General features: G+C 56.9%; 19 protein-coding genes. 10 read left to right on the forward strand and 9 right to left on the reverse strand.

From position 1 onward, the window contains the following. Window positions 1-28 precede the first annotated feature (28 nt). On the forward strand, window positions 29-622 hold the full coding sequence (locus tag IE089_RS05215; protein WP_189475789.1) for a hypothetical protein: 594 nt from the start codon (window positions 29-31) through the stop codon (window positions 620-622). Window positions 623-650: 28 nt separating this feature from the next. Here IE089_RS05215 and IE089_RS05220 read toward each other — a convergent pair whose 3' ends face one another. Beyond that, window positions 651-1367, reverse strand: coding sequence for an NAD-dependent deacylase (locus tag IE089_RS05220; RefSeq protein ID WP_189475791.1), 717 nt, complete (start codon window positions 1365-1367; stop codon window positions 651-653). An 83-nt stretch (window positions 1368-1450) separates the two neighbouring features. Between IE089_RS05220 and IE089_RS05225 the strand changes: the two genes are divergently transcribed. Further along, window positions 1451-2320: an LLM class F420-dependent oxidoreductase gene (locus IE089_RS05225; protein ID WP_189475793.1), complete on the forward strand. Its 870-nt coding sequence runs from the start codon at window positions 1451-1453 to the stop codon at window positions 2318-2320. A gap of 3 nt (window positions 2321-2323) precedes the next feature. On the opposite strand, the gene IE089_RS05230 is transcribed toward IE089_RS05225, so the two are convergent. Then, on the reverse strand, window positions 2324-5644 hold the full coding sequence (locus tag IE089_RS05230) for a UvrD-helicase domain-containing protein (protein WP_189475795.1): 3321 nt from the start codon (window positions 5642-5644) through the stop codon (window positions 2324-2326). Window positions 5645-5646: 2 nt separating this feature from the next. Then, entirely contained in the window at window positions 5647-8343 is a 2697-nt protein-coding gene (locus IE089_RS05235) for a PD-(D/E)XK nuclease family protein (protein WP_189475798.1), read from the reverse strand. A 145-nt stretch (window positions 8344-8488) separates the two neighbouring features. Between IE089_RS05235 and IE089_RS05240 the strand changes: the two genes are divergently transcribed. Next, window positions 8489-9565 (forward strand): 3-deoxy-7-phosphoheptulonate synthase, encoded by a 1077-nt coding sequence (locus tag IE089_RS05240; protein ID WP_189475800.1) that lies wholly within the window; start codon window positions 8489-8491, stop codon window positions 9563-9565. Window positions 9566-9620: 55 nt separating this feature from the next. Here the strand turns inward: IE089_RS05240 and nfuA are convergent, their stop codons facing one another. Beyond that, on the reverse strand, window positions 9621-10199 hold the full coding sequence (nfuA, locus tag IE089_RS05245) for a Fe-S biogenesis protein NfuA (protein ID WP_189475802.1): 579 nt from the start codon (window positions 10197-10199) through the stop codon (window positions 9621-9623). Window positions 10200-10351: 152 nt separating this feature from the next. On the opposite strand from nfuA, the gene metH reads away from it, so the two are divergent. Continuing rightward, the gene (gene metH, locus IE089_RS05250) at window positions 10352-14041 is read left to right on the forward strand and encodes a methionine synthase (protein ID WP_189475805.1); all 3690 of its coding nucleotides are present in this window, start codon (window positions 10352-10354) and stop codon (window positions 14039-14041) included. A gap of 9 nt (window positions 14042-14050) precedes the next feature. Continuing rightward, window positions 14051-14299: a DUF2970 domain-containing protein gene (locus IE089_RS05255; RefSeq protein ID WP_308428824.1), complete on the forward strand. Its 249-nt coding sequence runs from the start codon at window positions 14051-14053 to the stop codon at window positions 14297-14299. A 22-nt stretch (window positions 14300-14321) separates the two neighbouring features. Here IE089_RS05255 and IE089_RS05260 read toward each other — a convergent pair whose 3' ends face one another. After that, the gene (locus tag IE089_RS05260) at window positions 14322-14432 is read right to left on the reverse strand and encodes a methionine synthase (RefSeq protein ID WP_189475807.1); all 111 of its coding nucleotides are present in this window, start codon (window positions 14430-14432) and stop codon (window positions 14322-14324) included. Window positions 14433-14648: 216 nt separating this feature from the next. Between IE089_RS05260 and IE089_RS05265 the strand changes: the two genes are divergently transcribed. The 3 genes from IE089_RS05265 to IE089_RS05275 all read left to right on the forward strand — a co-directional run bounded on the left by IE089_RS05265 (window position 14649) and on the right by IE089_RS05275 (window position 17996). Continuing rightward, window positions 14649-16310, forward strand: coding sequence for a nitrite/sulfite reductase (locus tag IE089_RS05265; RefSeq protein ID WP_189475809.1), 1662 nt, complete (start codon window positions 14649-14651; stop codon window positions 16308-16310). Next, window positions 16291-16749 (forward strand): DUF934 domain-containing protein, encoded by a 459-nt coding sequence (locus tag IE089_RS05270; protein ID WP_189475811.1) that lies wholly within the window; start codon window positions 16291-16293, stop codon window positions 16747-16749. Before IE089_RS05265 ends, IE089_RS05270 begins: the two co-directional genes overlap by 20 nt. Window positions 16750-16820: 71 nt before the next feature. Further along, window positions 16821-17996 carry a cation:proton antiporter domain-containing protein gene (locus IE089_RS05275; protein WP_189475813.1) on the forward strand — a complete coding sequence of 392 codons (1176 nt, stop codon included), beginning with the start codon at window positions 16821-16823 and terminating at the stop codon, window positions 17994-17996. Between the two features lie 326 nt (window positions 17997-18322). Here IE089_RS05275 and IE089_RS05280 read toward each other — a convergent pair whose 3' ends face one another. After that, on the reverse strand, window positions 18323-19252 hold the full coding sequence (locus tag IE089_RS05280) for an electron transfer flavoprotein subunit alpha/FixB family protein (RefSeq protein ID WP_189475821.1): 930 nt from the start codon (window positions 19250-19252) through the stop codon (window positions 18323-18325). Continuing rightward, on the reverse strand, window positions 19252-20001 hold the full coding sequence (locus IE089_RS05285) for an electron transfer flavoprotein subunit beta/FixA family protein (protein ID WP_189475823.1): 750 nt from the start codon (window positions 19999-20001) through the stop codon (window positions 19252-19254). The genes IE089_RS05280 and IE089_RS05285 overlap by 1 nt, the downstream gene beginning before the upstream one ends. A gap of 275 nt (window positions 20002-20276) precedes the next feature. Between IE089_RS05285 and IE089_RS05290 the strand changes: the two genes are divergently transcribed. After that, a complete protein-coding gene (locus IE089_RS05290) occupies window positions 20277-21926 on the forward strand; it encodes an electron transfer flavoprotein-ubiquinone oxidoreductase (protein WP_189475825.1) in 1650 nt (549 codons plus the stop codon). Window positions 21927-22015: 89 nt separating this feature from the next. Here IE089_RS05290 and IE089_RS05295 read toward each other — a convergent pair whose 3' ends face one another. After that, entirely contained in the window at window positions 22016-22531 is a 516-nt protein-coding gene (locus tag IE089_RS05295; RefSeq protein ID WP_189475827.1) for a DUF1285 domain-containing protein, read from the reverse strand. Between the two features lie 67 nt (window positions 22532-22598). On the opposite strand from IE089_RS05295, the gene IE089_RS05300 reads away from it, so the two are divergent. Then, a complete protein-coding gene (locus tag IE089_RS05300; protein WP_189475829.1) occupies window positions 22599-23510 on the forward strand; it encodes a YiiX/YebB-like N1pC/P60 family cysteine hydrolase in 912 nt (303 codons plus the stop codon). On the opposite strand, the gene IE089_RS05305 is transcribed toward IE089_RS05300, so the two are convergent. Continuing rightward, entirely contained in the window at window positions 23507-24706 is a 1200-nt protein-coding gene (locus IE089_RS05305) for a phosphoglycerate dehydrogenase (RefSeq protein ID WP_189475831.1), read from the reverse strand. The genes IE089_RS05300 and IE089_RS05305 overlap by 4 nt on opposite strands. Window positions 24707-24709: the final 3 nt, after the last annotated feature.

Below are 24709 nucleotides of genomic sequence, written 5' to 3' on the forward strand. Positions count from 1 at the left end.
AAGAACCACAAACTTAATGAGAAATTTTATGAAAGCACTGACCTCTATGGCTGCGCTCGCGGCTCTCACTCTCTCACTCAATGCTCCGCTGAGCTGGGCACAGGAAGCCGCGGCAGACGAAACACCAGTTGGCGGCGCCCGCGCTATGGTGCTGTCGGTCGAGGCCGTCGTCACCAAAGTCGACCCAGAAACCAAGCAGGTTAGCCTCGAGGGGCCCATGGGTAACCCGATTACCCTGACCGCCAGAGAGGAAGTTGTCAGCATTGACGACATCAAAGTGGGCGACGTACTTGCCGCCACTTACATGGCAGCGCTGGAGGGTGAGCTTCGCGAACCCACCGAGGAAGAGCTGGCTGAGCCCTGGGTGGTACTGGAGGATGCCGCCGTTTCCGAAAGCGCAGAACAACCCGGTATCGGTGGCGCGCGTTTAATCCGCGCTGTTTGCACCATCGAAGGTATGAACCGTTTGCTGGGCACGGTCACGGTTTTGGATTCACGCGGCGCTGCTCACGTCATCACCGACGTCGAGCCGGAAAAGATGAGCAATGTCACTCTGGGCCAGAGTATCGTACTGGTCTACACCGAAGCCTTGGCGATCAGCCTGGAGCACGTACAGCAGTAAGGGCATTCGAGGGGCCTGCCCCTCGGATTCATTGCAATAATTGTTCAACCAATTCCACCACCGTCTCAGTGGCCGGTCCGGTTAAGTGGTGGTGGAACTGCCCCGCCACATCACTGGGCTCTTTGTTGAGCTCAACGCAGGTCGCCCCTGCCATTGCAGCGTGGCGAACGAAACCCGCCGCAGGGTAAACCGCCCCCGACGTACCTATCGCTAGAAACAGCGAACAACTTGAGAGCCGGGTCTCTATCCTATCCATGTGGTACGGCATCTCACCGAAAAACACGATATCGGGGCGCAGACTGCCGACGGTGCCGCAGGCGGTGCAGGCTGTCTCCACATCAAAATGTATTTTCGCAACAGACTGCCGGCCACAATGCGAACACAGCATGCCCAGCAACTCACCGTGCATATGGCAAACCTGCGCTGATCCGCCGCGCTCGTGCAGGTCATCCACGTTCTGCGTGACCAGGAACACCTCGCCGGGGAAGTGCGCTTGCAGGCGAGCAATGGCCTGATGAGCGGCGTTAGGAGCGACCTCGGAAAGCTGGGCGCGCCGTGCATTGTAAAAGCCCAACACCAGTTCGGGGTCACGAGCGAGCGCCTCGGGCGTGGCAATCGCCATTGGGTCATGATTTTCCCAGAGCCCGTCACTGTCACGAAACGTCGCCAGCCCTGATTCTGCAGAGATGCCAGCGCCGGTCAGTATGACAATTTGATCGACAAAGCGATCGCGAAAATAAGGCATAGCAGCCGCCCCTTCCTGTGATTAAAAATGCCAGTCAAAACACGAGTAAGCAGCATCCCACAGGGGTAACGCAAGGGCGCATTATGAAGTTCGTACTATCCACATCATTCAGCTCAGTGGCAGATCTCACAGCTCTGGCTCCGGTTGCCGATGAGACCGGCTGGGACGCCATGTCGTTTTCGGACCATGTGGTGAACCCCGAAACCCTTTCAACCCCCTACCCATATACCGATGATGGCAGTCGGCGCTGGGAGCCCTTTACTGACTGGCCAGACCCCTGGGTTACGATAGGTGCACTGTCCACCATCACCACGCGGCTACGCTTCACTAACAACATTTTCGTGCTACCCATGCGAAACCCCTACCTGGTGGCAAAGGCGATCAGCACGGCAGCCGTTATCTCTAACAACCGCGTCACACCCGCCTTCGGCGTGGGCTGGTCCAAGGATGAATTTGAGTTAATGCAGCAGGACTTCCATACCCGCGGCAAGCGAACGGACGAAATGTTGGAGATCATGCGCTTGCTTTGGACCGGCGAGATGGTTGAGTACCAGGGCAAGCATTACCAATTCGCGCCGATGGAAATGAACCCCGCGCCTACAGCTCCCATTCCGCTGTGGGTAGGCGGCATCTCAGATCCCGCCATGAAGCGAGCCGCACGTTTAGCCGACGGCTGGGTGACGGACTTACAACCCAGTAGTGAGATTATTGAAAGCATCAAGAGGATAAAGGGCTGGCGCGCTGACTATGGCCGCGCCGATATGCCTTTTGAGATTATGGCAACGCCTTCGGATGCCTGGGACCCTGATGGTTACAAGCGCTTGGAAGACGAAGGTGTCACGCACATCCTGACCATGCCCTGGCCGTTTTATCACGGTGAATCACAGGAACTGGCGCACAAGATCGACGGTATTCGTCGCTTTGCTGACGACGTTATTGCACGCTGTCAATAAACGCTACAGTGTTACGAGCTCTCCCAGGGCGGTGAAATAGAGTGCGCAGCGCACGGGCAGCGCGCTTTGCTCCAGCTGCAGTAGTTCACGGTAAGCCGATAGCTGGGGGCGGTAATGTTCAAGCTCCCGGTCTAAAAACTGCGCAAGGCACTCGTCGGGCAGCGGCGCACTGGTTTTGTAATCGATAATCCATTGCTGGCCGTCACACACGAAGCTGCGATCAATGACGTTTCTTACCGTTTCACCCCGCTCATCGATCCAGGTGTAGGCCTGCTCCGAGAGCGCCTGTTCGTGTGCGCTGTCCAATATCCATCGACCGCTCTCGTCTTTCAACGTCTTGTTGATGTTGTCCACTACTCGCTCCAGCGCAGGCTTTAAAACGTCGCCTGCTACGCCCAGATTACGAAGCGCATACTCTGCAATCTGTTTCTGCGGCGCCGACATTGATTGCGGCAACGAGGTTAACTGCGAAAGATCCTCCAGCATCTCATGCGCCACCGTACCCACTGCCCGGTCGACCCGGTTATTAATATGCTCGGGAATGTTTGCGCCCTGCGATTCCGGCGGGGTGATAACTGTAGCTGCAGGCAAATCCTGTACCCGTATCAAGGGTACGTTTGTCTGTGCCTGCGCGCTCGCACAACCTGCCGCGGATTCATGCTGCTGTACATTGGGTTCAAGCACTGGCCATACATGTGCCAGTAGGGATTCACTGGCTGGTTTGATGTCACCCTTCTTTCCGCGGGATACAGACGCGCTGAGAGTGAGTGAACGAATGGCCCGCGTACAGCCCACGTAAAGCAAGCGAAGTGTTTCGTGCCGTACCTGCTGCTTTTCTTGATACCGCAGGTAGTTAAACAGGGTGGGATCCCCAGGCTCTTCATGGCTGTTTGCCGCCAGCAGAAAGCCAGTGCGCCCGCTGGCTGAAATGGTGTCGGACCAGATAAGCAGTGGTTTCTCATCAGAGCGCGAGCCTGCGGCCAGCCCCGGCATAAACACGTGATCAAACTCAAGCCCTTTGGACTTGTGCAAGGTCATCACTTGTACCACTGCGTCAGGCTCCGGGTTGTTGGCATAGAGTCTCTGCAAACGATCATCCAGCCACTGTATATCGAGCCCTACGCCTTCTTTTTCCGCGCGGTGGAGCAGCCCCAGAAACGTATTTGCGTCCTCCAAATCAACGCTGCCCGCCAAGCCCTCAGGACCGCCCAGTTGCAGCCAGCTTGTCTCTATCCAGGCGCGCAGCCCCAAGCGCTCGCGCTTGGCCCAGGCCCAGTCCATTACTTGTATCAGGCGACTCAGGCGGGCCGCGCCCGCTGTGCTCAATACCTGCTTTTCCAGCGCGACTGAGCACCTGTCACGGGCACTCAGGTCGCGCTCACCGGCGCTAGCATTTGTCAGCGCGTGCAAATCCGCGAGACCCAGACCGCACCATGGCGATCGCAGCAAGGAGTACCAGGCAACATCGTCCGCGGGATTCGCGAGCGAGCGGCACAGCGACATAAGATCTATGACAGCAGGTGCGCTGATGAGTGTGTCGATATCCTGCGCTGAATAGCCGACACCATGGCTGCGCAACGCATGCACCACTGGCTGCAGCTGACGTCGACCGCGCCCCAGCACGGCGATAGACTGTTCGGGGTTCGACCGCAGCAGGGACGCTACTGCCAGCGCGATGTATTCGGCTTCCTCGCTTTCAGCCGACATATCCTCCCCGTCGCTGACAAAAGCATGGCTTTGCACCGCCGGGCTGAGGCCCATTGGGCGGACGGCGTCCGCCGCATGGAAGGCCACCTGCCCGTTGGCTAGATCATCAGTCTGCGGAAAGGCCTGGGCAAAGCTGGCATTGACCCAGTCGATGATGCCGGCGTCTGATCGAAAGTTACTCCGCAAATACAGTGGTTCCAGTAAAACCCCATTAAAGCCCTGCTCCCTCGCCTTGATAAACAACTCCACGCGAGCGTTACGGAATCGGTAAATGGATTGCATGCCATCGCCTACGATAAACAGCGTACGGGGCCGTTGCGGGTTGTTGGCGTTGTGCTCGCCCCATCCCCTGGAGAGGCGCTGCAAGAGATTGTATTGATCAATGGCCGTATCCTGGAATTCGTCGACCAGGATGTGCTCGATGCTGTAATCCAGGCGCAAGGCCAGATCAGTCGGCGCATCTTCTTCGCCAAGCGCGTCCAGCGCACCTATTGCGATCTCGGTGTAATCCACCAGTGAGCGCCGCTGAAACACCACCAGCAGGCACGCCGCCAGCAGCGGTAACACCCTGGCGAGGTGTTTGACCAACACCCATGATTCCTGGTGACCTGTAGTGTCCGGCAGGTGCCGTAATAGCTGAAGCTGCTCCAGCAAACCGGCCTGGTGCTGCAGGTCGGTCAGCAAAGCCATAAACGATTTCTTTGTCGCCTTTTGCGTATCGTCATCCACCGGGAAGCCGACGGTCTTGGTCACGCTTTTGCGCCAGTTGCCCTCCTTGGTGAGCAGTAAGTCAGCTAAGGCACGCCAATCCCCCAGTTGCGCGGGCTGAGGCGCAGGGAAATGAGCGAGTATCGGTTGATCAAGGTTGTTCTGGGCGTACTGAAGTGCTTTTAGCAATGAGTGACGCTGGGCTGTGATCGCCGAGTCCAGCGCTGCCAGGGCGTCAGTAACCAGCGTATCCACCAGCCCCTGCAGCCGCTGATCCGCCTTCCCGGCCGTGAGATCGCGATTGGCAAAATCCAGCCACTGTGATCGTCGCCGCAACATGCTGGCGAACAAGGTCTCCAGGCGCCTCCAGTTATTGTCAAAGTGAAGCAACAGTGCGCTGATGTCTGTGGCGGCATCCTGATTGCTGTCCACCAGATCAAGCAGCTCTCTAGCAGCCTCCCGATACAGTTGCTCGGGTTCCTCCGTCGGGCTGGCCTGCCCCCCAAATCGACTGAGTATCGGCATTTGGCGAGTGAGACTCATGCACAGGCTATCGATGGTTTTGATATTCAGTGAGGCGAGATTGTCCTCTAGCCGCCAGCCCTGTTGCTGCGACGTCGCCAGCGCTTGTATCGCCAAATCGCGTGTCACCTGTTCGTGCGCACTGTTTACAGGCGCACCTGCTGCGGCACCTGCCAACGCCTTCGCCACACGCTCCAGCATCTCGGCGGCAGCCTTGCGCGTGAAGGTGATCGCCAGCACCTGATCAGGTCGTTGAACGGTCACCAGCAGTGCCAGCAGCCGTTGCGTCAGCAGCTCGGTCTTACCCGACCCTGCAGGCGCTGTGACGCAGAAGCTCTTATCAACATTGAGCGCAGCAGCTCTTTCACGGGCATCAGTGATAGCCATTACTAACCGTCCCCGGTATCAATGCGACACAGGGGCCGCAGTTGGCAGTAGTCGCAGGCACCTTTCAAAGGCGCAACACTCGCCTCGCCCGCCAGAAAATCCTCGACCAGCGCGGTGTTAGTGTCGGCCCAGGCAGCGATAAGGCCGGGCCAGTCCTCAGCCCCGGATTCGATGGACTGGCGTGTGGTTAGCTCGGTGCTTACGCCTGGGACGCCCTCACACTCACCCAGGCCGCGGTATTCGCTGGAGCGGCGACGCACCTTGGCGTACGCGATACCCTGCACAGCTTGAGTCTGTGTATACAAGGGCAGCTGAGGTGCCCTGGGCCTACCTCCCAGCCAGCCCATTACCGATAGGGTGCTGCCGGTTTTGTAGTCAATCAGCAGGGTCTCGCCACCACTGAGCTCGTCAATGCGGTCCATGCGCAGGTTAAGCGTTAAGCCGCCGATGGTGAGCTGTCGGTCTTCTTCCGTGGCGAGCACGGTGAAATCGTCGCGCTGAAGTTCTACATCAAACCATTCCAGAAGTAGCGCAGCCAGATGCTTTTCCTCCAGCGCCAGGCACGCAGAACCCGCAATTTCACGCCGATCACTTCGCAAGGCGGCAATAGCCTGAACCGCACACTTCTCGGCCAGCGCCCGGCGTTCAGCGTCGCTGAGCGCAGCAAGCTGTGACCGGGATCCGAGTGTCTGCCACACGATCTGAAGTGCGGCGTGCACCAGATTTCCGCGGTCAGAAGCCGAGAGCCCTGTGTCCGCATCGTCCAACCCGCGAATATTGAGTCGTCTGAGCGCAAACGCGCGAAAGGCGCAAGCCGACTGATCCTCGACCAGACCGCTGCCACCACGAATGTCCTGAAGCTCACGGGAATCCACTGCAGGTGCCTGAGGCTCGAGCAGGCTCTCTTTCACCGCGGACTGCTGCCGTTTGGCCCAGTCTATCGGTACAACGCTGGCAACCTGTAACTGGGCATCTGCGGTGTCCAGCAGCGGACTGGGCAAGCTGGGAATACCATCAGAGAACTGCGCATAACTGGTGATAACGCTGCGGTTATCCGACAGCAGTTGCTCCAGGAGTCGAGAGGCGAAAGACCACTCCCGATCGACACTCGAACGCGGCATATCGCGTTCTCGCTGGAGTGAAGATGGAATAAAGGGGTTGGGTCTCGGTGACTGTGGGAAGCGATCCGCCTGCATACCGCACAGCCACAGCTCGTCAAATTGCAATCCTGCAGATTCCAATAACCCCAACACTTGTATGCGGCTATCGGCAGTCTTCGGCTGTGAGACCCGCTGCTGACAACAGCGGCGCAATGCCGCTGCGGCAGTCGCATAGTCCATGGCGCTTAAGGCTGGCGCTATAACGTCGTAAGCAGCAAAGGCATCCAATGCCTCCTGCCACTGTTGAACTTGCTGATACTCCAATGAGTCCAGTGGCCCGGGGCCCGGCCAGCCCCAGTCTTCGGCCAGTATCGCGCCAAAGTGCTCTGCCCATTGCGACGGACTCAGCCGTTGTTTATCGAGTCGCCGCGCGCGCATCGCATCCAGTGCCTCAGCCAAAAGCAAGGGCTTTGCAGCGCCGTCGCTCCCAAGCGCGCGCCGGCAGCGACTTCGCAATCGGGCCGTCGGAATATCCAGATCACCATCTTCAAACAATTGTTTGGTGAGTCGAACTGCTGGCTCGCCAAAGGCGTCTGTACGCCGAAGAAACCGGCTATTGAGCAGCTTGATGACATCGGCGCGGGTATTGCGGTGCTGCTGCATGTCTAAGGCGGTGAGCGCTGTCGAGACAATAGGCGCCCTATCGAGCGTAATACCCGTTGAGAAGTTAACCGGCAGATCTGCGTACTTGTCTCCCAGGCACTCGAAAGCTGTTCGCAGAGCGTGCTCCAGCGGCAGTCGATCCTGGTCTGCATCAGCCAGCACGATGCCGACAGTGGTATTGTCTGCGCCGCGATACTTATCCACGGCCCAACTGGCAATAGCCGTCAGCTCAGAAGCACGCTCGGGGAATACCTTCACCGTCGGCTGGTTTTTTTCGCCTGCCGTCGAGAGATCCTGCACAACCTCTACCGCCTGCGACAAATGCGTAAGGCAGGCCTGATAGAGGGGCGGGATATCGTCGAAGGCCAGCAGCGCCACCTTCTCAGAAGACGCCACATTCGGCGCGGCTAACAACCGCGTGAGGCAGCCACTCGCGGTATCACAGTCGATTGCCGCGAGCGCATCGCGCATGGCGTCCCACCAGTTGAGAAAAGTCCGACAGTCGGTGTCCAGAGAGAACAGTCCACGAATACCCTTGTCGCTAAGATCTACCTGCCAGCGGAGCAGATCCTCTCGGGTTCGAGCTGCTACCTGTGCCGCAGCGTCAGGTTTAAGTAGGCTGAGACCGGCGTCTGCACCACTACTTTTGGCAATGACTGCCAGCCAGAGCTCGCGCTCTCTTGTGGCATCAATCAGCGTGCAGGGCTCGATTGCCTGCTGCCGCACAGCTGTCTGCCAGCGCTCCATTAACCAACTCTCAAGGCTGTTGACTGGCGCGGGCGCCCAGCGCCGCATTCCCTGCCCTGCTTGATGCGTGTTCCATTGCGCGCTGATTCTCCGCGCCAAACGCGCAGTCGGTGTTACGACAGTCCAACCGCTCTCGAACAGTGGTATTAATGGCTTGATGTCATACAGTGCCGGCGAATTTGATGGCAAAGCTGCCTCCCTGGCGATATCAATTCCATGGGTTCGGGTGGGTTTCGTTATGAAGGTGCTCGCCTGTCAAATGCGGTAGCGCTGCTATAGAATGCAGCGCCCCTAATCCACCGGAATGCCAACACACTGTATCAGGAACCGGCACATGAGCTCTAACGAAGTCCACAATATCAACGTCGATGCACAGGATGTGCTGATTACGCCCGAGGCCCTGAAACAGGCCCTCCCCCTCAGCGACGCCGCAAGGGAGCAGCTGACTGAAAGTCGCCAGGTGATCTGGGACATTCTGGACCGTAAAGACCCGCGACTCTTCGTAGTGGTGGGGCCCTGCTCGATTCACGACACTGACGCAGCCATAGACTACGCCAAACGCCTGAAGGCGCTGTCGGAGGAACTCTCTGACACACTGTATATCGTGATGCGCGTCTACTTCGAAAAGCCCCGCACTACCGTTGGGTGGAAAGGCCTGATAAATGACCCTCATCTGAACGATTCCTTCTGCATCGAGGAGGGCTTACACATCGGGCGCAAGCTGCTGCTGGATATTCTTGAGCTGGGCCTGCCCACCTCGACCGAGGCACTAGACCCCATCTCGCCCCAGTACCTGCAGGACCTGATCAGCTGGTCAGCGATTGGCGCACGCACCACCGAGTCACAAACTCACCGGGAAATGGCTTCAGGGCTGTCTTCGGCGGTAGGTTTCAAGAACGGCACTGACGGTGGGCTCACGGTTGCCACGAATGCACTGAACTCGGTTGCCAAGCCCCACCGCTTCCTGGGCATCAATCGCCAGGGTCAGGTTTCTGTGTTTACCACCAAGGGGAATCGCTACGGACACATTGTCCTTCGTGGCGGCAGCGCCGGGCCAAACTACGACTCTGTGCATATCAGACTGTGTGAGGAGGCCCTGGAGAAAGCCGGTATTGCGAGCAACATCATGGTTGATTGCAGCCACGCCAATTCCAACAAGCAGCCTGAATTGCAACCGTTGGTCGTGGAAAACGTGGCGAACCAGATCCTCGAGGGTAATCAATCGATCGTTGGACTGATGATCGAGAGTCACCTGAATGCCGGCAATCAGTCTATTCCTGAGGACCTGTCGGAACTGGCCTACGGCGTATCGGTGACCGACGGATGCATCGACTGGGCGACAACAGAGCGCACTCTCAGGGAAACTGCTGACAAGCTGCGTGAGGTACTACCCGCTCGCCAGCAGGGCTAAACGACTTCGAACTGCATGCCGGGCACACTGCTCCGGCATGCGTCTAGCGCCACGCTTATGAGTAGTAGGCGTTGCTGCGATCGCTGTGATCTGTCATGTCGCGCACACCCTGCAGCTGGGGCAACTGCTCTAGCAGGGTCTTTTCAACGCCATCTTTCAAGGTGAGGTCCACGGCGCTACAACCCTGACAGCCTCCGCCAAACTGCAATACGGCATATTGATCGTCGGTCACTTCAACCAGACTGACCTCTCCACCGTGCGCTGCCAGCGCCGGGTTAACCTCGTTGTACAGCACGTAGTTGATGCGATCTTCCAGAGGGCTGTTCTCATCGACGCGGGGCATCTTGGCGTTCGGCGCCTTGATGGTGAGCTGACCGCCCATTCGGTCCTTGGCATAGTCGACCAGGGCGTCCTCCAGAAACGGCAGGCTGCGCTCATCAAACCAGGCCGTAAACTTTTCGAACTTGTGCTCTTCGTCTTCACTTTTCACATCGCCCTCTCGGCAGTAGGCAATGCAGGTCTCTGCACGAGGCGTGCCGGGCTGGTTGATGAACACCCGCACACCCAGAGCATCTTCCTGCTTGGTCAGCAGTTCTGCAAGATATTCCTGGGCTGATTCGGTGATGGTGATCATGCGCGCTCCGTTTCCGAGTAAATCACTCGGGTATTCTACCAATTCTGTCGAGGCGGCGGTACCCATGCCCCACTATTTACGCCCTCACGAGCGGGCATTCTGTTAAAATACGCGGCCCATCGACCCACAGTCTACTCGCTACAGGACCCATCATGCTGGACCGCACTTCCGTCACTACGCTACTCAGATCGCTGCTCGATGAGCGGATACTTGTGATCGATGGCGCGATGGGCACCATGATCCAGGCCGAGGGACTCACAGAAGAGGATTATCGGGGCACACGGCTGTCGGACCACCCGGGCGACCTCAAGGGCAACAACGACCTGCTCTCTCTGACTCGGCCCGATGTTATCGCCGCCATCCACCGGCGGTACCTTGAAGCCGGCGCGGACATCATTGAGACCAACACCTTTAATGCCACCGCAGTAGCCCAGGATGATTATCAACTGGGTCATTTGGTCAAAGAGATCAACCTGGCCGGCGCGAAAATCGCCCGCCGCGTCGCCGATGAAGTCACTCATGAGACGCCCGACCGTCCCCGCTTCGTCGCGGGTGTATTGGGCCCGACACCGCGCACCGCCTCAATTTCGCCGGACGTGAACGACCCCGGTGCCCGCAATATCACCTTCGATAAGCTGGTCACCGACTACAGCGAAGCGCTGACTGCCTTGATTGAGGGTGGCATCGACATTGTCCTGATAGAGACCATTTTCGACACACTCAATGCGAAGGCTGCGATCTTTGCCACGCAGAGTGTGTTCCGGCAGTTGGGCTATGAACTGCCCATCATGATTTCCGTCACCTTCCCAGACGCCTCGGGCCGGGTGCTGTCAGGACAAAATGCAGAGGCCTTCTGGAACTCCGTAGCCCATGCCAGCCCCTTAATTGTTGGCAGTAACTGCGGCAGGCCGTTCCGTGAGATCGAGCCGTTTATGGAGGAACTGTCTAATGCCGCCGACTGTTACTTCAGCGCCCACCTGAATGCCGGCCTGCCCAATGCCTTCGGCGAGTACGACGAAGCACCCGAAGACATGAAAACCGAGTTTGGGGAGTTCGCCAGCCGCGGGTTCCTCAACATCGCCGGTGGTTGCTGTGGCACAACGCCTGATCATATCTCTGCGATCGGCGGCGCCGTGCACGAGTTCGCACCGCGCACCCTGCCGCGCCCTGCCCCCGCCTGCCGTCTAAGCGGCCTGGAAGCCTTCAATATCACCGCCGATAGCTTGTTTGTAAACGTCGGTGAGCGCTGCAACGTAACCGGCTCAGCCAAGTTCAAACGCCTTATTCTCGAGGGGGAATACGAAGCTGCGCTGGATGTAGCGCGCACTCAGGTTGAAGACGGCGCACAAATTATCGATATCAACATGGACGAAGGCATGCTTGATGCCGAAAACGCCATGGTGACCTTCCTGAACCTGATTGCTTCAGAGCCTGATATTTCCCGAGTCCCCATCATGGTGGACTCTTCCAAATGGGACGTTATCGAAGCTGGTCTGAAATGCATTCAGGGCAAGGCCGTCGTCAACTCCATCAGTCTGAAAGCCGGGGAAGAGGAATTTCTTGAACAGGCCAGCCTCTGCCAGCGCTACGGCGCTGCCGTTGTAGTTATGGCCTTCGATGAAGACGGTCAAGCTGACAACCTGCAACGCCGAAAGGAGATCTGTAAGCGCTCTTATGATCTGCTGCGTGAACGGTTGGACTTCAACCCGAACGACATCATTTTCGATCCCAACATTTTTGCGGTAGCCACGGGCATCGAGGAACACAATAACTACGCCGTGGATTTCATCGAGGCGACCCGCTACATCAAAGAAGAGCTGCCCGGCGCACTGGTCTCGGGCGGCGTCTCCAATGTCTCATTCTCCTTCAGGGGGAATAACCCGGTTCGCGAAGCCATCCACTCAGTATTCCTCTATCACGCCATCAAGGCAGGCATGGACATGGGTATCGTGAATGCCGGCCAATTGGCTGTCTACGACGACCTCCCGGAAGATCTGAAAGAGGCAGTTGAAGATGTGATCCTCAATCGTCGGGATGATGGCACCGAACGCTTACTGGAGCTTGCCGACAAGTTCCGTGACAGCGGAGGCAGCAGTGGGCGCAGCGAAGACCTGAGTTGGCGAGAGAAGCCTGTTGCCCAGCGCATGGAGTATGCGTTGGTGAAAGGCATCAATACCTATATCGAAGATGATGCCGAAGAGGCACGCCAACATTTCGATCGCCCGATCCAGGTCATTGAAGGCCCTTTGATGGATGGGATGAATGTGGTCGGCGATTTGTTTGGCGAAGGGAAAATGTTCCTGCCCCAGGTGGTCAAGAGTGCCCGGGTTATGAAGCAAGCCGTCGCCTATCTGCAGCCGTTTATCGAGGACGAGAAGACGGAAGGCTCCAGCAGCAACGGCAAGATATTGATGGCGACCGTGAAGGGCGATGTGCACGATATCGGTAAGAACATCGTCGGTGTCGTGCTGCAGTGCAACAACTTCGAGGTGATCGACCTCGGCGTGATGGTGCATTGCGAAGAAATTCTGCGGGTCGCTCGCGAGGAAAATGTCGACATCATTGGCCTCAGCGGGCTAATCACGCCCTCACTGGATGAGATGGTGCACGTGGCCAGTGAAATGCAGCGGTTGGACTTCCAAGTGCCACTTATGATTGGCGGCGCCACTACCTCCAAGGCGCACACAGCGGTAAAGATTGACCCCAATTACAACAACGATCAGGTGATCTACGTGCCTGACGCATCGCGCTCGGTAGCTGTGGCTACGCACCTGATGGGCGAAGGCAAGGCGGGCTTCTGTGACGAACGTGCCCAGGAATACGCCGTGGTGCGTGAGCGTATCGCCAATCGCGAACCACGCAGTAAACGGCTGCCCTATGCTGATGCATCTGCCAATGGAGCAGCGCTTGACTGGTCTTCCTACACCCCACCTGTGCCCAGCTTTATCGGCACCCGGGTGCTGGAGGATTACCCGCTACAGGATTTGATCGACACGATCGACTGGACCCCCTTCTTCATCACCTGGGAATTGGCAGGGAAGTTCCCGGCCATTCTTGAAGACAACAAGATTGGGCAGCAAGCACGGGATCTCTACGCGGATGCTCAGGCCATGCTCAAGCGCATCGTCGATGAGAAATGGATAAGCCCACGCGCTGTGTTTGGCTTCTGGCCCGCCGCGCGTACGGGCAGCGATACCGTAACGGTTTATTCCGATGCTGCGCGCACAGATGTGCTGGCAGAGTTTCAGCACATGCGTCAGCAAATGGAAAAGCCGTCAGGAGAGCCCAACTTTTCTCTCGCGGATTTCATTGCCCCTCAAGATGCTGACGTGTCGGACTATATCGGCGGTTTCTGCGTCACTGCGGGTCATGGCGTTGAAGAACGAGCCAAGGCTTATGAGGCAGCGCACGACGACTACAACAGCATTATGCTCAAGGCGTTGGCGGATCGACTGGCAGAGTCTTTTGCCGAACACCTCCACCAGCGCGTGCGGCGAGAATTCTGGGGCTATGCGCCGGAAGAAGACCTGGATAACTCGGAACTGATTCGGGAGCGTTACCGCGGAATACGCCCAGCACCGGGCTACCCGGCATGCCCGGATCACACCGAAAAAGCCGCATTGTTTGAGTTGCTGCAGGCTCCGCAGACCGTCGATGTAACACTCTCAGAGAGCTACGCGATGTCACCCGCCGCTGCCGTGAGTGGTTTCTACTATTCGCACCCTGACGCGAAATACTTCGCGGTGGGTAAAATTGGCGACGACCAGTTAATTGATCTTGCAGATCGCAAGGCGATGCCTGAAGCCGAACTACGTCGCTGGCTTGCACCTAATCTGGATTGAGGAGTTGTTGTGGCAGAGAAGCGTTCGGACAGTGCTGACCAGACATCGGCAGAGCGTAAGAAAACGGCGCTAAACCCCATACAGGTTGTAGGCAGCGTTCTGATGGCTGGCTTGGGAGTTCAAAGCAGCAAGAACCGTGAGCGGGATTTCGAGCAAGGACGTGCAGGTGCGTTTATAGCAGCGGGACTGGTGTTCACCCTACTGTTTATGGGCACCGTGTACACCATCGTGCAGGTGGTGCTCAGCGGGCGCGGCTGATTTCGCCGCGCCAGTTTCGGTATCAGGAAGGCATTCCAGACAGCCAGAGATACAGGGTAAATACCACGATGGTGATAACTGCGGTGGCTGCGATGGCGTCGGCACTGCCGTCGGTGAGATTGCTCTTGGACATGCGAGTCTCCTGAGTAATGTGGGTTATCGGAATGGCGCGCATTATACCAACAAGAACTGCCGGCAAAAGAGGCAATCTTATCCCTAGGACTGCGCGTAAAAGTCGTATTAAAACGCCGTTCTAACCTTATGAATAATCAACATATTTAACTCTGGCGCGATTCTGCTACTGTAGCGCCCCTAGCTAACCCCTGCCTTTCCAGGATTTTGACGAGCAATGTACGTTTACGACCAATACGATCAGGCCATTGTCGACCAGCGTGTCGAGCAGTTTCGGGATCAAACCCGGCGCTACCTGGCCGGCGAGTTAACCGAAGAACAGTTTTTGCCTCTGCGCTTGCAGAATGGCCTGTATGTACAGCGGCTGGCACCCATGCTTCGGATTGCGGTGCCTTACGGGCTGCTGAACACGCGTCAGGCACGGATGCTGGCAAAGGTCTCGCGGGACTATGACAAGGGATACCTGCACGTCAGCACCCGGCAGAACTTTCAGCTGAACTGGCCTGAGTTGGCCGATGTGCCCGATATTCTCGCGGATCTGGCCAGCGTTGAAATGCATGCAATCCAGACCAGCGGTAACTGCATTCGCAACACCACCACAGACCAGTTTGCCGGCGTGGCCGCAGATGAACTTGAAGATCCTCGCCCCTATTGTGAACTGATTCGACAGTGGTCTACGCTGCACCCGGAATTTGCCTTCCTGCCCCGTAAGTTCAAAATTGCGGTCTGCGCCACGGCAGAAGACAGAGCGGCGATACATGCTCACGACATCGGCCTTGAACTGGTCCGCAATGACGCGGGCGAGGTCGGATTTAAGGTACTGGCCGGTGGCGGTTTGGGCAGAACCCCGGTGATTGGCTCCGTCGTGTGCGAGTGGCTCGAGAAAAAGCACCTTCTTACCTATCTTGAGGCTATTCTGCGGGTTTACAACCAGCACGGACGCCGTGACAACAAGTACAAGGCGCGCATCAAAATCCTGGTGAAGGCCATGGGCGTTGATGCTTTCCGAGAGGCCGTAGAGGCCGAATGGGCGCCCATCAAGGATGGCGCGAATACCCTGACGGGAGAAGCCATTGCACACGCGCAATCATTTTTCACGACCCCCGAATACACCAGCTACACGGATAGCGTAGAAACGCTGACAAACCAGTCGGCTAACGACCCTATCTTCGCAAATTGGGTCAAGCGCAACACCTGCGAACACAGAGTGCCGGGCTATCGAGCTGTGACGATCTCACTGAAACCGACAGGCATTGCACCCGGCGATATTACGGCTGAGCAGCTGGAAGCCATTGCCGATCTCGCTGACCGGTTCAGCTTTGGCGAATTGCGCACCACACATCAGCAGAACATTGTGCTGGCAGATGTGCCCTCCTCCGAGCTCTACACCCTCTGGCAGGCTCTACAGAAGCAGGGTTTAGCAACGGCCAACATCGGCTATCTGACGGACATGATTTGTTGCCCGGGCGGCGATTTCTGCTCCCTGGCTAATGCGAAGTCTATCCCCGTTGCCGAGGCCATTCAGGCCAGGTTTGACGATCTCGACTACCTCTATGACCTGGGTCCTATCGAGCTGAACATCAGTGGCTGCATGAATGCCTGTGGGCACCATCATATTGGCCACATCGGTATTCTCGGCGTCGACAAGAAGGGGCAGGAGTTCTATCAAGTGTGCCTTGGCGGCTCGCAGTCCAAAGATGCCAGCATCGGCAAGATACTTGGCCCCTCCTTCGGTCGGGAAGACATGCCCGATGTTGTCGGCAAGGTCCTGGACACCTATGTAGAGCTTCGAACCGAAGAAGAGACCTTCCTCGATACCTATCAGCGCGTGGGCATAGACCCCTTTAAGGAGCGTGTATATGCCAAGCCTGCTGCGTAACGGACAGATCGAACAAGACAGCTGGCTGCCGCCCACAGAGGCACTGGCACCTGGCCATCTCGCAACGGTGTCGCAGTACGTCGAAGCCAGCGAAAAGCCAACAGCTGTGCAAATCGAGCCCGGCGAGGGTATCGCCGATGTGCTGGAGAATTTGGACAGCCTTGAACTGGTCGCCGTCAATTTTCCGGCGTTCATGGACGGGCGCGGCTTTTCATACGCCCGCGAGCTGCGTGAGCGAGGCTATACAGGCGAACTGCGCGCCGTTGGTGCCTTTATACGTGACCAGCTGCATTACCTGAGTCGCTGTGGGTTCAATGCCTTCCAGATGGATGGCGAATCTGCACTGGAAGCCGCAAAGGCCAGCCTCAACGACTTCAGCGAACACTATCAAGCTGCCATTGATAAGCCTCAGCCGCTGTTCAAACGCCGCGCCGGATAACTCGCCGCTCCAGACTTTCCGTTAACCCCCGAGCTTGATTACACTGGGCTTCCCAGGGGGTAGCGGAAGCTATGGACGCCAGTTCGGTCACTTTCTCTTTTTTTCTCATTTTTACCGGGGCAGCCCTGTTTGCTTCGGTGGCTCTGTACACCCGCCAACCCCTGATCATTGCCTACATTGCACTCGGTGCCTGTATCGGTCCCTACGGGCTATCGCTGGTGAAAGACCTCAAACTGCTGTCAGACATTGGGCACATCGGCATTATCTTCCTGCTCTTCCTGCTGGGCCTGGATATGCAGCCCAAGGCGCTCTGGGCGACACTGCGAAAGTCCACCGTTGTTGCTGTCTTCAGCTCAACCATCTTTATGGCGATGGGCTACGGCGTAGCGATACTCTTCGGTTTCGGCAATCTCGATGCGCTGATCGTGGGCGCCGCGATGATGTTCTCCTCAACCATCATTGGCATCAAGCTGCTGCCAACAACGGTACTGCATCACCGGCATATCGGGGAGCTGATGATCGGCCTGTTGCTGCTACAGGACCTGTTGGCCATCGTCGTTCTTATGTTGCTTCTGGGCGCAGCCAACGGCGATGGGGAAACTATGGGCGTCGAAGTAGGCCTCAGCCTCGCCAGCCTACCTCTACTGGGGCTGGGCGCATGGCTGGCCGTGAAGTACGTTCTTCTGCCACTCATAGCGCGCTTTGATCGCTTCCATGAATACATATTCCTGCTTGCGATTGGCTGGTGCCTTGGTGTTGCCGAAGTGGCAGTGATGTTGGGCCTTTCGGCCGAAATCGGCGCCTTTATTGCCGGTATCAGCATCGCAACCAGCCCTATCTCACAGTACATTGCCGTTAATTTGAAGCCCCTGCGTGACTTCTTCCTGATTCTTTTCTTTTTCTCTGTCGGCGCGCGCTTTGACCTAGGCTTGCTGCAACAGGTGCTCGTACCCGCCCTGCTTCTGTCGGCGCTGGTGCTCACATTAAAACCCGTGGTGTACAGATTCCTGTTGAAGGGCGTCAGCGAAAAGCGCGTGCTCGCCTGGGACCTGGGGTTCAGGCTAGGGCAGGCGTCGGAGTTCTCTCTTTTGATTGCCTACGTAGCAACCAGCGCTGCCCTGATCTCCGAGCAGGCATCACTACTGATTCAAGCGACAACCATTGTCACCCTGCTGGTCTCCTCCTACATCGTGGTGCTCAACTACCCTACTCCGATAGCTATCTCGGATCGATTACGGCGCGATTGAGACACGAAAGGTGCCAGTCACTGCATGGGATTCTTTCAAGGCCGGCTAGCCTGGCTGCATGATGGGCATGAAGGCGCAGCCATGGTTGAAGCTTGTGAATGGCGCCAAAGCGAGCACTGTTCGAGTCCCAAAAATTGCGCAGCAATTTTGGTCGAGTCGCGCAGCTGCCATTCACAGGGTGAGACCAGCGACAGCGCTGAATGCATTCAGGCTAACAGGACGGCTCACTCCAGGGTAAAAGCCTTACTCGAAGAACTGAATACTTTCAGGCGAGCACAAAAAAGCCGGCGCTAGGCCGGCTTCCGTGTGCGTTTACACGCGCAAGATCAGATCTTGGCTTCCAGCTCAGGCAATGCCTCGAACAGGTCGGCTACCAGGCCGTAATCCGCAACCTGGAAGATAGGCGCATCCTCGTCCTTGTTGATCGCAACAATGACTTTAGAGTCCTTCATGCCTGCCAGGTGCTGAATGGCACCGGAGATACCGACAGCAATGTACAGGTCAGGTGCAACGATCTTACCGGTCTGGCCGACCTGCATATCGTTGGGCACAAAGCCAGCATCTACCGCCGCGCGCGAAGCACCGATAGCGGCGCCCAGCTTATCGGCGATGCCGTCCAGCAGTTTGAAGTTCTCGCCGTTCTGCATACCGCGACCACCGGAGACAACCACTGGAGCAGCAGTGAGTTCAGGGCGATCAGACTCAGCGACTTCTTCACTCACAAACGCTGAAATGCCCGCATCGTGAACGGCATCGACGGCTTCGACGGTTGCGGAGCCACCTTCGGCAGCCGCAGCGTCAAAGGCAGTGGTCCGCACAGTGACCACTTTTTTGGAATCACTGCTTTTGACCGTAGCAATAACGTTGCCGGCATACACGGGACGCTTGAAGGTGTCAGCAGCCTCGACAGAAATGATGTCGGAAATCTGGGCCACGTCCAAAAGCGCTGCAACGCGAGGCATGGTGTTCTTGCCGTTAGATGTAGCCGGCGCAACGATGTTGTCGTAAGCCGCACCTACATCGGCAATCAGCAGGCTGACATTTTCTGCCAGCTGGTGGCCATAGGCTGCGTTGTCAGCAACGAGAACCCTGCTAACACCGGCAACCTTGGCAGCGGCTTCAGCAGCAGCGCCACAGTCAGCACCGGCTACCAATACGTCAACGTCTGCGCCCAGAGCCTGGGCGGCAGTGACGGCGTTAAGGGTGGCACCCTTCAGGGAGCCGTTGTCGTGTTCTGCAATAACCAGGGTACTCATCAGATTACCTTCGCTTCGTTTTTCAGTTTATCGACCAACTCATCTACAGACTCAACCTTGATACCCGCCTGGCGCTCGGCCGGGGGCTCAACGCTCACCTGTGTCAGGTGTGTGGTTACCTCAACACCCAGATCGGCAGGCGAGTACACATCCAGTGGCTTCTTCTTGGCCTTCATGATGTTCGGCAACGACGCGTAGCGTGGCTCGTTAAGACGCAGGTCGGAAGTTACGATCGCTGGCATGTTCAGGCTCAGTGTCTGCAGGCCGCCGTCAACTTCACGCGTTACGCTGAGTTTGTCACCGTCAACAGCGATTTCTGAGGCAAATGTGCCCTGGGGCATGTTCGTCAACGCACCCAGCATCTGGCCAGTCTGGTTGTTGTCGCCGTCGATAGACTGCTTGCCCAGTATAACCAGTTGGGGTTGTTCTTTCTCGACCACACCCTTCAGCAGTTTGGCAACGACCAGAGGCTCTACAGAGCCCTCTGTCTCTACCTGGATACCACGGTCGGCACCCAGCGCCAGAGCGGTTCGAATCTGCTCCTGGCAGGCCTTGTCGCCGATCGATACGGCAATCACTTCGGTGGCAGTGCCGGCTTCTTTGAGGCGCACAGCCTCTTCTACAGCAATTTCACAGAACGGGTTGATCGACATCTTGACGTTGTTGAGGTCAACGTCGGAGCCATCAGCTTTGGCGCGAACCTTGACGTTGTAGTCAACCACGCGCTTTACGGCAACGAGTACCTTCATGGAGTCTCCACAGGCTTGTTTAATAATGGTCTTGGATGGGCGGCGGTCAAAAAATAGCCGACCCTGCCTTCATCGGCGGGGTATCTTGCCGCCATTCCATTATCAGGTCAATAGCGTTTGAAGCCGCCCGGGCAAACGAACATCGACAGTTTCGGGATAACTGCTATTTCCTGCAGTGATAGTGTTTTATCGTTATAATTTATATACTTACGCACCCTCGTTTACGTGGCGCGTTCGCTACGAAAATCCACTGTCCCGAAACACAGGAGTCTAACGTGGAACGTGAATCAATGGAGTTCGATGTCGTCATCGTAGGTGCAGGCCCCGCCGGACTGTCCGCGGCCTGCCGTATCATGCAGTTGGCTCAGGAGAATGAGCGTGAAACCACCGTGTGTGTGGTGGAAAAAGGCTCCGAGGTCGGCGCGCATACGCTATCAGGTGCGGTGTTGGAGCCCCGCGCCATGAATGAGCTCTTCCCCAACTGGAAAGAGATGGGTGCACCGCTCAAAACAGAAGTCACCGGGGACACGTTCTTCTTTTATACGTCGGAGAGCAGCGCTATCAAGCTCCCGAATTTCATGATCCCCAAGCCTACGCACAATGACGGTAACTACATTGTCTCCATGGGCAATGTCTGCCGCTGGCTTGCAGAGCAAGCGGAGAGCCTGGGCGTAGAGGTTTACCCCGGTTTCGCGGCGTCAGAAGTACTCTACAACGACGACGGCAGTGTCAAAGGCATTGCCACGGGCGATATGGGTATCAGCGCCGAGGGCGAGCAGAAGGACAGCTACATGCCCGGCATGGAGCTGCACGCCAAGTACACCCTCTTCGCCGAGGGCTGCCGCGGACATTTGGGCAAGCAGCTGATTCGCCAGTTTGGCCTCGACGAGGGTAAAGACCCGCAGCACTACGGGATTGGCATAAAGGAAATCTGGGAGATCCCGGCCGAAAAGCACCAGGAAGGACTGGTCGTCCACGGCCTGGGCTGGCCATTGAAGGAAAGCGGCTCCAGTGGTGGCGCATTCCTGTACCACGCAGAGAACAACCAGGTGTATCTCGGTCTGATCACTGACCTGAACTACAGCAACCCGCACGTGAGCCCCTTCGAGGAGTTCAACCGCTGGAAACACCACCCCGAGACGCTTAAGTACCTCGAGGGTGGCTCACGATTGACCTACGGCGCTCGCGCCATCGCCAAAGGCGGACTCAACTCACTGCCCAAGATGCATTTCCCCGGCGGACTGCTTATCGGTTGTGATGCCGGCACATTGAACAGTGTGAAAATCAAAGGCAACCACACTGCCATGAAAAGCGGCTTAATCGCTGCCGAAGCGGTGGTTGAGGCCTTAATGCAGGAAACCGCACCGGCCGACCTGGCAAGTTTTGCCGACAAGCTCGAGAACTCCTGGTTGCACGAAGAGCTTTACACCACGCGCAACTTCTCCGGCTTTATGCACAAGTTCGGGTTTATGCTGGGTTCAGCCATGGTGTGGATCGACCAAAACATCTTTGGCGGTAAGTTGCCGTTCACACTGAACGATGCACAGCCTGACTACGCTGCACTCAAGCCAGCTGCCGACTGTAAGAAGATTGACTACCCCAAGCCCGATAACGTCATCAGCTTCGACCGCCTCTCGTCAGTGTTTCTGTCCAACACCAACCATGAAGAGGATCAGCCCTGCCACCTGACATTGGCGGATGCCTCTATCCCACTGGACAAGAACCTTCCCATGTACGACGAACCCGCGCAGCGCTACTGCCCTGCGGGCGTATACGAAATTGTGGAAGACGATAACGGTAAGCGATTCCAGATTAATGCCCAGAACTGCGTGCACTGTAAGACCTGCGATATCAAAGATCCGGCGCAGAACATCAATTGGGTGACACCTGAAGGCTTTGGTGGACCAAACTACCCCAATATGTAGCGGCCGTTGCCATCACACAGAAAACGGGGCCGAGGGCCCCGTTTTTTATGGTCTATTGCCGAAGAATATCTGTTCTCGCAAAGCGGCAATCACACCAGCGTCAGCATGCCATGGGCCAGGGGCAGCTTCCCATCGTCATCCACCAATGCCGCAACCTGATACCAGGCACTGCGCCCGAACAGTGCGGAGAGGCTGTGGGGCAGCGATACAATCGGCACGCCGACATGGGCCGAGTCCAGGGTCAACCTTGAAGGATCAGAAACAAGCACCTGCTTACCGGTATTTAAGGTCAGCTTCAGAATCTGCTCAGGCGTAAGGTAATCCACAGCAATCACCAACAATGGATACTGTTCTACCCGGATGCGCCACTTCTCTGCTGGCGTTACAAGATAGTACTCACCGTCCTCTTCCCGACGCAGCAAACTCGCGAATAACCGGACCAGCGGCTCTCGCTTAATCTCACCCCCCTCGTGAAACCAGCGCCCATCGGCTTTTATCTCGATATCGATAGCCCCGGACAAGGGCGGGTGCCAATTCTCCAACGGAGGATTGTCGTAGTTTCGTCGCCGCACCTGCGACTCGATGCTCGAGAGCGTGTTATTCAAGGTGACACCTCTGGTACCCGTAGCTGGCGTGGGTTATAACGGAGTTTCACTTTGCGAACCAGCCCGAATGATTACCTGGATTCAAAACGCCGTTATTAAGTGGCTGCAGCACAAGAAGCCACTGCCCTCTACCCCACTCAGCGATTTTCAGCGCATACGCCACGAGGTGCGCCCCTGTGACGTCATTCTCGTGGAAGGCCGCTCCCGTGTGAGTGATGTGATTAAGATGGTCACACAGAGTAGCTGGTCGCATGCTGCGTTGTATATCGGTCGAATACACGATATCGAAGACCCTTTGTTAAAGGATTCTCTGCGACAACACTACATTGGGCCTCCCGAAACCCAATTGATTATCGAGAGTGAACTGGGGATGGGTACCGTTGTTCGCCCTCTCAAAGTGTATGAACTGGAGCACCTGCGGGTCTGTCGACCAAGGGATTTGGGGTACCGCGACAGCCAGGATATTCTGCGATACGCCATTGGTCGCCTGGGAACGGGCTACGATGTGCGCCAGATTTTTGACCTGCTGCGGTTCTTCTTCCCCTGGTTCATCATGCCCCGGCGGTGGCGCTCCACTTTGTTCAGTCGCAACCCAGGGACCAGCACGCACACGGTGTGCTCGACAATGGTCGCTGAGGCGTTCGGCAATGCCGGATTTCCCATACTGCCGCTGGTGAAACGTGTAGAGCACGACCAGATAAAGCTCTACATGCGTAACCCAAAGCTCTGTGTGCCCAGCGATTTCGACTACTCGCCCTACTTCAACATTATCAAATACCCGTTCCTGGACTTGCAGGATTACGCCATGCAACGGCTATCCCCCTGGGATGGCAGCGCTGGCCTTTCCGACGAGGAGCGGGACTTGTATGTGGACACCGACCCGGTGACGCGCGGGGCGTCCGGCGGCGTTGAGACTATTACAGATGAGGATGATGAAGTGGCGACCCGAGAGGCCGCCACAGAGCGTGCCGAGCCCTAGCTCGGCAAATCGCAGGCGCAGTCGCCAATCAGGCGTACGTTAATCACACCTTCAAGCGCACGCATTTCCTGCAGTACTTCGTCGCTGAGCGTGCCTTCGATATCGATCAGGTTGTACGCGATCTCATCACGGCTCTTGTTCAGCATATCGATCACATTGATATCACGATCCGCCAGTATAGCCAGTACGCTGCCCAGAATTTTGGGCACATTTTCGTTCGCGATAGCCAGGCGACATCCGGTGACATGCTCCAACTGTAACGTCGGGAAATTCACTGAATTCTTGATGTTGCCGTTCTCAATGAAGTCGCGCAGCTGATCGGCTGCCATCACTGCACAGTTTTCCTCGGCCTCGTCGGTACTGGCGCCAATATGCGGCATCAGGATGACATCCTTACGACCGATCAATGCAGGAGCCGGGAAATCCGTGATGTACTTACGCAATTGTCCTGCATCCAGTGCCGCAATCATCGCCTCATCATCGACGATTTGTTGGCGGGCAAAGTTGAGTACACAGGCATCGGGCTTCATGGCCGCCAACAGCTCGGCATTCACCAGGCCACGAGTAGATTCCAGTACCGGCAGATGCAGCGTGATGTAATCACTACGGGCAAACAGTGACGCCAAGGCATCGGCTTTGCGCACACGGCTGGACAGGCGCCAGGCGGCCTCTACAGACAGCGCGGGGTCGTAACCAATAACTTCCATTCCCAACGTCAATGCCATTTCGGCAACCATCGAGCCGATAGCCCCAAGGCCAACAACACCCAGTGTCTTACCTACCAGTTCGCTACCCTTGAACTGCTTCTTTTGGGCTTCCAGGGTTTTATTGAGCTCGGCTTCGTCGGTGACATCACCCAGTGTGTGGACGTAATCGATACCTTCGATCACACCGCGTGAACCCAGCAGCATGCCAACCGCAACCAGTTCCTTCACCGCGTTGGCATTTGCACCGGGCGTGTTGAAAACGGGGATACCGCGAGCCGTACAGTCGGCTACGGGAATGTTGTTCGTACCGGCACCTGCCCGGGCAATAGCAATGACGGAGTCCGCAATCTCTTCATTCTTGAGCTTATGACTGCGCAGCATGATGGCATCGGGCGTGCCAAACTCGCTGGCGATCTCATAAGTCTCGCGAGGAAGTCGATCCAGCCCCTTCACGGAAATCTGGTTGAGGGTGAGAATTTTGCTAGCCATTTT

It is taken from the genome of Parahalioglobus pacificus (assembly GCF_014652275.1).
Lineage (GTDB): Bacteria > Pseudomonadota > Gammaproteobacteria > Pseudomonadales > Halieaceae > Parahalioglobus > Parahalioglobus pacificus.

Excerpts from the sequence above, each read along its gene's own strand:
- IE089_RS05215 (WP_189475789.1), top strand. The coding sequence starts at position 29 with ATGAAAGCACTGACCTCTATGGCTGCGCTCGCGGCTCTCACTCTCTCA.
- IE089_RS05220 (WP_189475791.1), bottom strand. The coding sequence starts at position 1,367 with ATGCCTTATTTTCGCGATCGCTTTGTCGATCAAATTGTCATACTGACC.
- IE089_RS05225 (WP_189475793.1), top strand. The coding sequence starts at position 1,451 with ATGAAGTTCGTACTATCCACATCATTCAGCTCAGTGGCAGATCTCACA.
- IE089_RS05230 (WP_189475795.1), bottom strand. The coding sequence starts at position 5,644 with ATGGCTATCACTGATGCCCGTGAAAGAGCTGCTGCGCTCAATGTTGAT.
- IE089_RS05240 (WP_189475800.1), top strand. The coding sequence starts at position 8,489 with ATGAGCTCTAACGAAGTCCACAATATCAACGTCGATGCACAGGATGTG.
- nfuA (WP_189475802.1), bottom strand. The coding sequence starts at position 10,199 with ATGATCACCATCACCGAATCAGCCCAGGAATATCTTGCAGAACTGCTG.
- metH (WP_189475805.1), top strand. The coding sequence starts at position 10,352 with ATGCTGGACCGCACTTCCGTCACTACGCTACTCAGATCGCTGCTCGAT.
- IE089_RS05260 (WP_189475807.1), bottom strand. The coding sequence starts at position 14,432 with ATGTCCAAGAGCAATCTCACCGACGGCAGTGCCGACGCCATCGCAGCC.
- IE089_RS05265 (WP_189475809.1), top strand. The coding sequence starts at position 14,649 with ATGTACGTTTACGACCAATACGATCAGGCCATTGTCGACCAGCGTGTC.
- IE089_RS05270 (WP_189475811.1), top strand. The coding sequence starts at position 16,291 with ATGCCAAGCCTGCTGCGTAACGGACAGATCGAACAAGACAGCTGGCTG.
- IE089_RS05275 (WP_189475813.1), top strand. The coding sequence starts at position 16,821 with ATGGACGCCAGTTCGGTCACTTTCTCTTTTTTTCTCATTTTTACCGGG.
- IE089_RS05280 (WP_189475821.1), bottom strand. The coding sequence starts at position 19,252 with ATGAGTACCCTGGTTATTGCAGAACACGACAACGGCTCCCTGAAGGGT.
- IE089_RS05285 (WP_189475823.1), bottom strand. The coding sequence starts at position 20,001 with ATGAAGGTACTCGTTGCCGTAAAGCGCGTGGTTGACTACAACGTCAAG.
- IE089_RS05300 (WP_189475829.1), top strand. The coding sequence starts at position 22,599 with ATGATTACCTGGATTCAAAACGCCGTTATTAAGTGGCTGCAGCACAAG.
- IE089_RS05305 (WP_189475831.1), bottom strand. The coding sequence starts at position 24,706 with ATGGCTAGCAAAATTCTCACCCTCAACCAGATTTCCGTGAAGGGGCTG.